Source organism: Paraconexibacter sp. AEG42_29, from assembly GCF_040581415.1.
GTDB lineage: Bacteria > Actinomycetota > Thermoleophilia > Solirubrobacterales > Solirubrobacteraceae > Paraconexibacter.
On the sequence record NZ_CP114014.1, the window covers coordinates 2,365,395 to 2,376,595 of the forward strand.

At 72.4% G+C, this 11,201-nt stretch carries 11 protein-coding genes and 3 tRNA genes; 5 read left to right on the forward strand and 9 right to left on the reverse strand.

Annotation, left to right across the window (positions count from 1 at the left end; genetic code table 11):
* The first annotated feature begins 52 nt into the window (after positions 1–52).
* Both DSM112329_RS11450 and DSM112329_RS11455 read left to right on the forward strand, forming a co-directional pair.
* Positions 53–829, forward strand: a complete 777-nt coding sequence (locus tag DSM112329_RS11450; protein ID WP_354701949.1) for a hypothetical protein — start codon at positions 53–55, stop codon at positions 827–829.
* A gap of 94 nt (positions 830–923) precedes the next feature.
* Positions 924–1,421: a hypothetical protein gene (locus DSM112329_RS11455; protein WP_354701950.1), complete on the forward strand. Its 498-nt coding sequence runs from the start codon at positions 924–926 to the stop codon at positions 1,419–1,421.
* A gap of 22 nt (positions 1,422–1,443) precedes the next feature.
* Here DSM112329_RS11455 and DSM112329_RS11460 read toward each other — a convergent pair whose 3' ends face one another.
* The 5 genes from DSM112329_RS11460 to DSM112329_RS11480 form a co-directional block, all read right to left on the reverse strand.
* Complete coding sequence (locus DSM112329_RS11460) at positions 1,444–2,409, reverse strand: MOSC N-terminal beta barrel domain-containing protein (RefSeq protein WP_354701951.1); 966 nt, start codon at positions 2,407–2,409, stop codon at positions 1,444–1,446.
* A gap of 118 nt (positions 2,410–2,527) precedes the next feature.
* Positions 2,528–3,799 carry a helix-turn-helix domain-containing protein gene (locus tag DSM112329_RS11465; RefSeq protein WP_354701952.1) on the reverse strand — a complete coding sequence of 424 codons (1,272 nt, stop codon included), beginning with the start codon at positions 3,797–3,799 and terminating at the stop codon, positions 2,528–2,530.
* A gap of 24 nt (positions 3,800–3,823) precedes the next feature.
* A complete protein-coding gene (locus tag DSM112329_RS11470) occupies positions 3,824–5,524 on the reverse strand; it encodes an NAD(P)/FAD-dependent oxidoreductase (protein WP_354701953.1) in 1,701 nt (566 codons plus the stop codon).
* Positions 5,525–5,705: 181 nt separating this feature from the next.
* Positions 5,706–6,110, reverse strand: coding sequence for a protease inhibitor I42 family protein (locus DSM112329_RS11475; protein WP_354701954.1), 405 nt, complete (start codon positions 6,108–6,110; stop codon positions 5,706–5,708).
* A 236-nt stretch (positions 6,111–6,346) separates the two neighbouring features.
* The gene (locus DSM112329_RS11480; protein WP_354701955.1) at positions 6,347–7,264 is read right to left on the reverse strand and encodes a haloalkane dehalogenase; all 918 of its coding nucleotides are present in this window, start codon (positions 7,262–7,264) and stop codon (positions 6,347–6,349) included.
* A 187-nt stretch (positions 7,265–7,451) separates the two neighbouring features.
* Between DSM112329_RS11480 and DSM112329_RS11485 the strand changes: the two genes are divergently transcribed.
* A complete protein-coding gene (locus tag DSM112329_RS11485; RefSeq protein ID WP_354701956.1) occupies positions 7,452–7,919 on the forward strand; it encodes an Hsp20/alpha crystallin family protein in 468 nt (155 codons plus the stop codon).
* 201 nt (positions 7,920–8,120) lie between these two features.
* Positions 8,121–8,645, forward strand: coding sequence for an endonuclease V (locus DSM112329_RS11490; protein ID WP_354701957.1), 525 nt, complete (start codon positions 8,121–8,123; stop codon positions 8,643–8,645).
* A 94-nt stretch (positions 8,646–8,739) separates the two neighbouring features.
* Here the strand turns inward: DSM112329_RS11490 and DSM112329_RS11495 are convergent.
* The 4 genes from DSM112329_RS11495 to DSM112329_RS11510 all read right to left on the reverse strand — a co-directional run bounded on the left by DSM112329_RS11495 (position 8,740) and on the right by DSM112329_RS11510 (position 11,040).
* Positions 8,740–8,813 (reverse strand) — tRNA-Gly (locus DSM112329_RS11495).
* A 108-nt stretch (positions 8,814–8,921) separates the two neighbouring features.
* Positions 8,922–9,272, reverse strand: coding sequence for a hypothetical protein (locus DSM112329_RS11500; protein ID WP_354701958.1), 351 nt, complete (start codon positions 9,270–9,272; stop codon positions 8,922–8,924).
* A 240-nt stretch (positions 9,273–9,512) separates the two neighbouring features.
* Positions 9,513–9,583, reverse strand: a tRNA-Cys gene (locus DSM112329_RS11505).
* Between the two features lie 50 nt (positions 9,584–9,633).
* Complete coding sequence (locus DSM112329_RS11510) at positions 9,634–11,040, reverse strand: cytochrome P450 (RefSeq protein ID WP_354701959.1); 1,407 nt, start codon at positions 11,038–11,040, stop codon at positions 9,634–9,636.
* An 85-nt stretch (positions 11,041–11,125) separates the two neighbouring features.
* Between DSM112329_RS11510 and DSM112329_RS11515 the strand changes: the two genes are divergently transcribed.
* Positions 11,126–11,198: transfer RNA gene (locus DSM112329_RS11515), tRNA-Val, on the forward strand.
* Positions 11,199–11,201: the final 3 nt, after the last annotated feature.

The following is an 11,201-nucleotide window of genomic DNA, read 5'->3' on the forward strand; positions in this document are numbered from 1 at the left end:
CGCGGCAGCACGCGTGCGGTGTCACCCCGGCGGCGGTGGGTAGGACCTGCGCATGCGAATCCAGCACCAAACTCGACTCCTCGTCTGCGGGGCCCTCGCCGCATGCGTGGGCATCAGCGGCGCGGCGTCCGTCGGCGCCTTCGCAGCCGATCCCGGCGGGACGCCCGGCTCCTACTGGCTCGGCGAGCAGTTCGCCGGCCTCCCGCTGACCGACAGCACCGACTCGAACTACTCCTACGGCGACTGCGAGGCGAGCGGCGACGCCGGCTGCGCCCCGCCGCTGCAAGTCCAGAACCGGACCTCGTGCGACCGCAACCCGATCGGCCTGGACAGCGATCCGCCGCGTGTGACGACGCTGCGGGGCGGCGCGCTCGTCGCCCGGTACGGCGGCGGGACGGCCGATGTGGGAACCGGCCGGCGGACGGTCACCGTCTTCGCGGTGGACGAGCGGGCCCTGACGGCCGCGTTGCTCGGACTCCGCCGCCGCACCCAGGACGCACCGCCGAGCGCCCTGGCCCGTCCGGTCTACCCGCGTGCCGTCCTCCTCGAGATCCGGCGCGCGGTCGACGCGCGCAAGCTGGCGGCCAGCGTCCCGCTGATCGCCCAGCGCACCGGAGTCCCCGTCGCCGGCGTCCGCACGCGGCTGGCCATGGCGCGCGCGCTCGGGCCCGGCGCACTGCGCGGGGTTCCGGCGCCGAGGCGGTCCTGGAAGGCGGTCTCCGCGGACCGTCAGCTCGTTCTGGACGCGAGCCTCGGACGGGCACCGGCGACAAGCGCGAAGGTGAAGGCTGCTGCGGTCAGGGTCCGCGGGCTGGTCGGCGACTGCTGATCGGGCCGCGGGAGGATGCGGGAGGGTGACCCGGCGCGGACACGGGACTGATCTGAGACTCGACGCGGCGACGCCGGGCCTTTAGCTTCCGGCCATGGCGCGCGCGGTCACCCCGGCAGGAGTGCAGTTCCAGGTGCGGCGGCACGTGCTGCTGTGGCGGCCGCGGTACCGCTGGGACATGCTCGACGCCGACGACCCCATCACGCTGGTGCTGTCCGCGGTGTTCGGCCTGATCTGGCTGCCGATCGAGCTGCTGCTCGACCTCGTGCTGTCCGCGGTGATGCTCGTGCCGCGTCTGGTCGGCCTGGCCGGCTGGCGGGTGACGGCGGTCAGCGACGGGCGCCGCGTCCGCCTGCGCTGGCGGGTGCGGGGCTGGTCCGCCGCGGGGCGCAAGGTCGAGCAGGTGCGCTCCGAGATCACCGCGGGGCTGGACCCGTCGCTCCATGCGGATCGCTCCAGCCGGCGGGCTGTCGGCGCCGGGGGCGGCCATGACGGCACGCACGACTGGACCGACCACCACGGCGATGGCGGCGGGAGCGATGGTGGGGGCGACAGCGGCTGTGGTGGCGGCTGCGGCGGGGGTGGCGACTGACCCGGGCGCCGGATGAGCCGTGTCAGCGGCCCTTCGGCATGAGGACGTTCGACGCGCGCAGGCCGGCACGCCGGGCGGCATCCCCGAGCCGCGTCGCGACGGCGGCCAACGGGGCGGCTTCCGCGGCAGGCTCGAAGGTCAGCTCCTGGCCGACCTCGAGGCGTCCGCCGCTGACGACGTCCGCGTAGACGCCGAGGCAGCCGTCGGCCTGGCGGCGCACGGTGCGCACGACGTCCGGCTCGGCCTCCAGTCCCGGCTGCTCGCGGGCCGGCATCGAGCAGCGGATCGTGGGGATCTGCGGCCGCAGGACCGTTTCAGGGCTGGTCAGGGTGCCGCCCAGCCACCCGTTCTCGACGAGCCCCGGCGCATCGTCGCTCTCGAGCAGGATCGACGGGCGGAAGCGGCGCCGGTCGAAGTCCGAGCCCGGCGTGTGCCCATGCATCGCTGCCAGGCTGGCGCGGGAGAGCAGATGCAGGGGGTAGGCGTCGGCGAACGTGCCGACGGGTGTGGCGTAGCGGGCCAGCTCGGCGAGCTTGCGCACGGGGAACATCGTCAGGTCCGGGAGCGGCTCGTCGTCCGGGATGCCGAACTGGCGGCGCAGGTCGTTCTGCGTGGCCAGCGGGCCTCGGTAGGCCGCGCGGTCGGTCACCGGCGGCAGCGGCACGAGCCTGACGCGGCGGCCCGTGAGGGCGGACAGCAGCTCGTGGACGGCGGGGTCGCTGCTCGAGCGCTCTTCACCGTCGGGAAACGTGACGAGGACCTCGGCCCCCACGCCCGGTCCCGCGTCGGCGGGCGGTGCCCCGACGAACCGCGCCGAGCAGCCCAGGAGCATCGGCAGGCGCCGCGCCGTGGTCACGGCCCCGAGCTGGAGGTCGCGCACGGCCCACAGCCGGTCGGCGTGCACGCCCCGCTGGTCGACCTCGACCGCGTCCAGCTGTTCGCCGCCCATCGACTTGACCGGGTACCGCCACAGCTCCGCGATGCGCATCGGTTCATCGTCCCATCCGCGCCGGAGCTGCGCCTCGCGCTCGGCGCGATGACCCCCGGCTTGCGCGCGCCGACGGGGGGACCCGGGCCGGAGCCCTTGACCGGGGTCGAGACCGGCGTCAGGGCTCGGGCGGACCAGCGACCGACGCGCCGAGGACCGAGTGCAGGAGCAGGGCTGCGTTGACGTCGGCGCGATAGGCGCGCTCGGGCCCACCCAGGCTGGCCTCGGCGTTGCGGAGGCGGTAGGCGACGGTCTTCTCGTGCAGGCCGAGAATGGCGGCCGCGCCGCTCTTGCGTCCGCCCGCCTGGTCGTACGCCCGGAGCGTCTCGCGAAGCTGCCGGCTGCGCGCGGTGTCGTCGGCGAGCTCGCCCAGCACGGCGCGCAGGAACCGGTGAGCCCGCGGCTGATCGCTGAGCAGGGTGCCGACCAGCGCGACGTCCGCGTGCTCGGCGGCATGCCCGCCCGGGTGGGTGCGCTGTAGGACGCCGAGCGCCTCACGGACGTTCTCGGCGCCTTCGGAGAGCCCTCCGAGACCCGGGATGGCCGGGGCGACGGCACACCAGACGCCTGGCGGGACCGCGGCGACCAGGCTCCGCACCGCTGCCGGGTCGGCGGGGCGAACGGGCGCCAACCAGGCGAGCACGGTCCCCGGCGCCGGTTCGTGCGTGAGCGCCGGCGGATCGCCCATGACCGCGGCCAGACGGCGGACCACCGCCGCCGTCGTCGGACCGTCCGCGGCGGCGGACCGCAGCGCGAGGACGACCTGCGCCCGGTCCACGGGATGGTCGAGATCAACCGGGTCGACGCGCTCGCCGGCCAGCAGCGCGCGCACCGTCGCGTCGCGTCGCCGGTCGGCGAGCGCGGCCGTCTGCACCACCGTCGTCCAGCGGCGGACGATGAGCTCGGAGATGCGATCGACGTAACCGGCGACATGGTCGGCGGACGCGCGCACGAGGCGGTCGAGCTGCGCGGCGTCGCTCGTCTGACGCGCGAGGTGCGCGAGCCACGCCTGCAAGAAGCCCGCGGCGCCGAGGCGGTACATGCGCAGCATCTCCGGCAGCGCGTCGGCCTCACGGGCGAGGTGGTCCAGGATCGCGAGCGCGCCGTCCGGGACCTCGAGCTGATCCGGGGCCACAGCCCAGGTCAGGGTCGACACGATCGCGCCGATGTTGGCGTGGGTCGCGTCGACGACGGCGGCGTTGACGACGTCGTCGCCGGCGGGGACCAGGTCGCGGTGCTCCCGGGCGATGCCGGCGCCGACCGCCAGCGCGATCGCCCCGATCTGCGGTGTGAACCCGGCCGCGGCCCGCTCGAGCACCTGCCGGTCCGCGGGGCCGAGGCGGCCGGGTCCACCGACGATCTGCTCCCAGTCTGGCTCGCGCGCGGACACCACCGCCGAGCCTAGCCACCAGCGTCAGGCAGGGGCGGGCTCGCGTCGGCGGCCTTTCTTGACCGCGTGGCGGCGGCAGACCATGAACGGGTCCCAGTCCGGGCCGTGTTCGGGGAGCGCCGCCGGGTCGACGAGGACCTCGCCGCCGTGGAACGCCGCCATCAGGTCGCGGCCCAGGATGGCGGACGCGGTCCCCACCCCGCCGCGGAGCGTGAAGGCGACCCCGTAGAGGAAGACGGTCGAGGCACCTGCGAGGAACAGGCCGCCGATCTCGGTCCGCACCGACAGCCGCCGGCCAGGCCCGATCTGCTGCCTGCTGTTCAGCGGCCCGTACGGCATGCGCGAGAGCGTGTAGCGCTCGTGGGTCAGCGGGGTCGCCGACTCCTGCCAGACGACGTGCCCGCGCAGCTCGGGGAGCTGCTGCAGGGTCCGCTCCATGAGGACCTCCTCGATCTCGGCCTTGCGCTCCTGGTAGACCGGGCTGTCCTCATAGTCCTTCCCGGTCATCGGATCGCCGCCGCCCCAGAAGCTGTACTCGGCAGGCACGGTGGTGAACGCCTCGATCGAGCTGTGACCCGGTTCGCCGAAGTGCTGGCGGCCGCCGGTCTTCAGCGTGGGGGAGGAGATCGCCATCCACGCCTTCGGGTCCCACTCGCCGCGGTCGAGCATGCGGAACGTCTCCTGCTGGTCGTAGCGCCCGTGGTCGACGTAGTTCGTCGCGGGCCGGGTGGCGGACACGTCGATGTCCGCGGCGACGTACAGCGAGAAGATCGAGTGCGGCCGCTCGAACCGGCGCATGCGCTTCAGCGTCCGGGCCTTCAGGTGCTGCGGGGCAATCAGGTCCTGGAAGGTGCGGTGCGCGTCCGCGTTGCTGACGACGACGTCGGCGAGCAGCCGCTCGCCGTCGTCGAGCGTGACGCCCGTGACCCGGCCCGCGACGACGTCGATGGAGGCGACGCGGGCCTTCGTCCGGACGGTTCCGCCGTGGCTCTGCACGACCTCGGTGAGGTTTGCGGCCAGGACCTGGCCGCCCAGGCTCGGGAAGTACGCACCGTCCTTGAAGTAGTGCTGCAGCAACGCGGCGACCAGCAGCGGCGGGCAGCGGTCGGGCGGCGTGTTGTGCAGGTGCACAAGGGCGACGATCGCGTCCTGCGCCGGCACGCTGAGGCCGCATCGGGCGAAGAGCGCGGTGATGGGCTGCTCGAGTCCGCGAGCGATCTCGAACGCCTCGCGCGGGCGACGCGCGAGCGGAAGGACCGCGCGCACGGAGTGGGGGACGTCGTTGATGCGGTCGAAGCCCTCGCCCAGCCGGCGCAGTTCGCCGACGCAGCGGCGCAGGCCGTCGGCGTCCCCGGGGAACGCCTCGACGAGGCTCGCGAGGTAGCCGTCCCAGCTGGTGGGGACGCGGAAGCGATGGTCCGGTAGCTGCACCGTGTCCATGCCGGCGTCGTCCATCCGCGACCAGGCGATGCGGTCCTCGACGCCGAGCCCACGCAGCACCGTGGCGATGTGCCCGTCCGAGCCGGGGACGACCCCGCCGACGTAGTGCACGCCGACGTCGAACTCCCACTGCTTCTTGCGGCGGAAGACCTGGCTGCAGCCGCCGAGCATCTCGTGCTGCTCGAGGACGAGCACGCGCCGGCCCGCAGCCGCCAGGCAGGCCGCCGTCGACATGCCTCCCAGGCCGGAGCCGATGACGATGACGTCGAAGCGCTGGTCGCTCATTCCCCGACTCTCGCTCCCTGAGTGTCTCCCGGCCAGTGCACGAGCGGAGCAGGCACTACTCCTGCGCGGACAAACCGGCCGGCCGTCTGGCAGCGGGAAGCTCGACCTCCACGCTCGTCCCGGCGCCGACCCGAGGCCGGACCCGCTCTCGCCGTCGGTACCCATGGGGAGTCGGCCGCGGCTACTTCTTCACGGTGAGCCTCAGCGTGAACGTGGAGTCGCTCGTGCTCGTGGTCGACCGTGCGTAGCGCAGCTTCAGGCTGCCACTGCCCGCCTTGGTCGCGGTGTAGGTGAACACGCGCCGCCCGCCGCTGCCGACGATGCCCTCGGGTACGGCGTCCGCGATGTACTTCGACGACGCGAGCTTGAGGAACGAGGGCCTGCTCGTGGACTTCCAGGTGAACCCGGTCGACGGGTTCTCCGCGAGGTTGACGACGAGCTTGTCGCCGACCTTGAGGCTGACCGACTTCCCGGACGTCTTGACCGTGACGGTCCTCGCCTCGGCGGCAGGCGGCACGACGGCGAGGGCGCCGACGACGGTGAAGATGGCGAGAGCCACGGAGCGGCGGGCGATGGCGTGGGACATGAGCGGGGATCCTTCGGGTCGCTGAGCGATTCGGGACTGGGGGACCGGCGAGGCAGGGGTGGCCAGGCGTGATGACCGCGCCCTGCGGATCCTTCCACCAAACGTCCGGCTCGTCGCGATCCAGGCGCAGCACCGGATGAACCGGCTGATGACATCGTCGCCGCTACGGTCCGCCAGCAGCTCGCCGACGTGGCACGCCGGCGGGCTGAAGGCCGGCCCGGCAGGCCAGGGCGTGCTCAGCCGGCCGCCGCGAGCCCGGCGCGTGCCGTGTCGGCCACGATCCGCGCGAGCTCGGGTCCGGCGTCCTCCTGGCAGAAGTGCCCGGCGCCCGGCAGCGTGTGGTGCGTCTGGCCGGCGGCGCCTGCGACGGCGCTCTGAAGCTCGAGGTCCTTGCCGCGCATGATCTTGTCGCCGTCGCCGAAAGCGGTGACGAACGGACGCGCGAAGGCCGCCAGCCCGCGCCACGCCGCCCGGTTCTCGGCGGCTCCGGGGGCGTTCAGCGTGTCCGGCACGAGCATGGGGAAGGCGCGGGCGCCGGCCTCGTAGCGGTCGTCCGGGAACGGGGCCTCGTAGGCGGCCATCTCGGCAGGGGAGAGGTCGCGGCCAGAGCCGCCGTTGACGATGCGCCCGGCGCTGAACCGCTCGGTCTCCTGGCTGTATTTGCGCCACGCCTCGAAGGCGGGCCCGAGGCTGTGCTCGCCGGTCGGCAGCGTGGTGTTGGACGCGACGACCGCGGCAAACCGCTCCGGCTGCTCCCCGATCATCCGCAGCCCGAGGAGACCGCCCCAGTCCTGGCCGAAGAGCGTGATCTGCTCCAGTTCGAGGGCGTCGAGCAGACTCGTCACCCAACCCACGTGCCGGGCGTAGGTGTACGCCTCTCGCTCTGCGGGCTTGTCGGAGCGCCCGAACCCGATCAGGTCCGGCGCGATGACCCGAAACCCGTTCGACGCAAGCGGCCCGATCATGAACCGGTAGAGAAAGCTCCATGAGGGCTCGCCGTGCAGGAGCAGGACGACCGGGCCCTCGCGGGGCCCCGCCTCGACGTACGCCATCCGCACGCCGACGCCCTCTGCCGCGACGCTCGCGTACGAGGGTGCCCATGGGAAGTCGGGAAGGTCGGTGAAGCGGTGGTCCGGTGTCCGCAGGATCTCCATGCGGTGAGTCTGCCGTGCCCCAGCACGCGCCGCACGTGTAACGAAAGTCGACAGCGGCCCGACCCGTGGCGGGCCACCCCGCGCGCTCAACGCTGATAGTGCCAACGCGCCAGGCAAACTTGACAGACAGAGACTGAGATTTCATCATGGCTGGCGTCTTGACCACCCGACCTCTGGAGGTTTCAGAATGGCACTGATTCGTTGGGAGCCGGCGCGCGAGATCGACTCGCTGCAGACTGAGATGAACCGTCTCTTCAGCTCGTTCCTCGCACCGCCCGGCGCAGACCAGACGGCCCGCCGGTGGACGCCGCCGATGGACCTGCTGCAGACCGACAAGCACTACTTGCTGAAGGTCGACCTGCCCGGTGTGCCCCGCGACGCGGTGAGCATCGAGTTGGACCACGGGCAGCTGACGATCAGCGGCGAGCGCCGGCCGCACACCGACAGCCCGGACGACGGCACGATGCTCCGCAGTGAGCGTGCCGCCGGCCAGTTCGCCCGCACGCTGACCCTGCCTGACGGAGTGGACGGGGAGGCCGTGAGCGCCGCGTTCGTCGACGGCGTCCTTGAGGTCCGGATCCCGAAGCCCGAGCAGGCTGTGCCGCGCAAGATCCAGATCACCGCCGGCGACAGCGCACCGCTCGTCGAAGGCTGACACCGCCTTTCCCTGTCTCCTCGCGTGCCCGGAGGGCTCGTCCTCCGGGCACGCCCGGCTTCGCGCTCACGTTCCACGCGCGTCGGCGCCGACGGATGGTCGGCCGCCGAAACGGCACATCGCACGGTCTGCGGCGCCGGAGCTGGAGCCAAAGCCGCCGCGTCGCTCTGCGCCTGAGACGATGTCGACGTGGGACCGGCTATGACTGACGCGACGTGGTCGAGGCTGGCTGCCGTCGACGTCGACTACCCGACCGCCGGCGGGGCGAGCGCAGCGATAGTGGTCGCCGAGGACGCGCGCTTCGCGAGCATCGTGACCGAGCACGTCGTGCGGATCGATGACGTCGAGCCGTACCGCCCCGGACACCTCTTCGCCCGTGAGCTTCCGTGCCTTGAAGCCGCTCTCGCCGTCGCAGGAGAGGTCGACTTGCTGATCGTCGACGCATACGTCGACCTGGACCCGGAGGGGCGGCCAGGGCTTGGTGCGTATGCCCACACCACGTTCGGCATCCCGGTCATCGGCGTCGCCAAGACCGCGTTCCGCACGGCCACTCATGCGATCGCCGTTCACCGAGGGAACGCATCGCGACCCCTGTACGTCACCGCGGCCGGCCTCGAGGCCGAGGCAGCGGCGGCGATGGTGGCGAGCATGGTCGGTGAGTTCCGCATGCCAGACGCACTGCGTCGCGTCGACTCGCTTGCACGCAGAGGCACGCCGCCCGATTAGGAGTGCTACCCGCAGCTGCCACCCACGCCGTCCGGGTGCGGCGGGATCGAACCCCGGAACGAAAAAACCCCCGCGATTGCGGGGGTTTTGTCCAAGCGGCTGAAGAGACTCGAACTCTCGACCTTCTGCATGGCAAGCAGACGCTCTAGCCAACTGAGCTACAGCCGCGCTGGGCTGCGAAGTATAAGCATCGCCGCCGCCCGTTGCGTCGTGACCCTGGGGTCGGTGCGCTCCGGGCGGGTGGGGGGCTCCCGTCGGCGGTGATGCCCTGACTTCTCAGGCGCCGGCGGTGCGGACGATGTCCGCGAGGCGCGCCGGGGCGTTCACGGGTGTCGGGCGCGCCGGGAACTGCAGGACGTCGGCGTTGGCCGTCGCGGCCGAGCCGATCGGACGGGACACCGCGGGGGTGACCGGCGCGGCGACGACCGGGCGGCCGGCCATGACCGTGGCACGGGGAGCCTGCTTGCGGCCGGCGGCGGCCTCGAGGCGCGCGGAGCCGAAGGACTCCTCGGTGGCCAGCTTCTGCGCCTTCTTGCTGGGCGTGCTGATGGCCGTGCGGCCAAGGCTCGCGACGAGCGTGAGGAGCGGGACGATGACGAAGAGTGCGAGGGCTACGACGAGGATCATTGTGGTTTTCCCCCCAGGGAAAGTGTGGGTCGAACGGCGGCCGGCGGACTGCTGCTCCACCTGATGAAGGCAATATCGGGTTTATGACGAGATTCGGCCATCACCTGCACGGTCGGAACCTCTGCTGTATCTCGCTCATCCGATCGGACGATGGCCGTACCCACCGATCGGTCAGCCGGCCCGCGCGCCGAAGGCCACGGAACGAAGCGAGCCCCCGGGGTGACCCGGGGGCTCGAACGAAGGCGACGCCGGGAGTCGAACCCGGGTGGACGGCTTTGCAGGCCGCTGCGTAGCCACTCCGCCACGTCGCCGAGCAGCGGTCGCAGTGTACGGCTTCGGGGGCCGCGGGCGTCGTCGCGGCTTAGGCAGGCACAGCAGGTGCCGGCGCGCCGTCGGCCGCGAGGTTCGAGTCCGCGGGCTCCAGCCTCCGCCGCACCAGGACCTGCGTCCCGGCCGACGGCACCAGCGTGATGTGGTGGACGCGCTGCTCCTCGTCCGCGGTCCCGACCGCCACCAGGTCGACCTCGCGCAGGACCGTCCGCAGCACCTCGGCCATCTCCGCCATGGCGAACGTCGCGCCGAGGCAGCGCCGGACTCCGCCGCCGAAGGGGATCCAGGTGTACGGGTCGGCGCCGCCGTCCAGCCACCGCTCGGGACGGAACTCCGCGGCCCCCGGGAAGTGCGCGTTCGTCATGTGCATCAGGCCGATCGACGGCAGCAGCAGCGTCCCGGCCGGCAGCTCGTAGCCGGCGATCCGGGTGCGCTCGGACAACACCCGCGCCACGTTGTAGATCACCGGACGCACGCGCAGCGACTCCTTCACGACGGCCTCGACGTAGGGGTCCCGCTCGTCGCCGAGGCCCGCACGCACGCGCGCAAGCGCGTCCGGGTGACGCAGCAGCCGCTCGAACGTCCAGGCGAGGCCCGTCGCGGTCGTCTCGTGGCCGGCGACCAGGAGCGTCATGAGCTCGTCGCGGACCCACCGCTCATCCACCGGGTTCCCTGCGGCGTCGTGTGCGTCGAGCAGCATCGAGAGGACATCAGGCCGGCCCGACCGTCCGGGATCTGCGCGCCGGATGGCGATCTCGGCGAAGAGCAGCTCGTCGGCGGCGGCGGTCGCCGCCAGGAATCGCTTCCAGCGCCCGACGTGCTGCAGCTGCGGTACCGCCCACATCAGGAAGTAGCTGGGGTGGAACTCGAGCGCCCGCCGGAGCGCCTCGTGCAGGCGGCGTGCCCGCTCGGGGTCGTCGACCCCGAGCACCACCCGGATGATGATGTCCAGGGTCAGGGCCTGGGTGCGGGCGTGAAGGCCGAACGGGGTGTCGATGGGCCACGAGCGGACCTCGGCCTCGGTGACCTCCCGCATCGTCCCGATCGTCGCGGCGATCCGCTCGCCGTGGAACGCCGGCAGCTGCAGCTTGCGCTCGCGCAGGTGCTCGGCACGGTCGAGCAGCAGCACGGAGTGGTCGCCGACCAGCGGCGCCAGGATCGCGTTGCCCTCGCCCGCGAGGAACACGTCGGGTGAGCCGGTGAAGACGGCCTTGACGTCGAGCGGGTCGGTGAGGACGACGATCCGCCCGGCCATGAGGTCGCGCAGGGTGAACGTCTGCCCGTAGCGTCGCTGCAGGGCCGTGAGGAAACGTGGACGGGTGGTCCACAGCAACGCGGTCTGGAGGAAGGCCGGAAGCCGCGGTCCGGGCGGCAGGTGATCGTCCGGCCCGAGGCTGACCTTGGTGCGCTTGAACAGGGGCTTGGTGGACGCGGGCATCACGGGCTCCGGAAGCTCGGCGGACGGGCCTCAACGGTACCGGCGGTGCACATCTCCGAGCGCGTTGCTAAGATTCTCGACACCAGCGCGATTAGCTCAGCTGGGAGAGCACCGCCTCGACAAGGCGGGGGTCACTGGTTCGAGCCCAGTATCGCGCACTA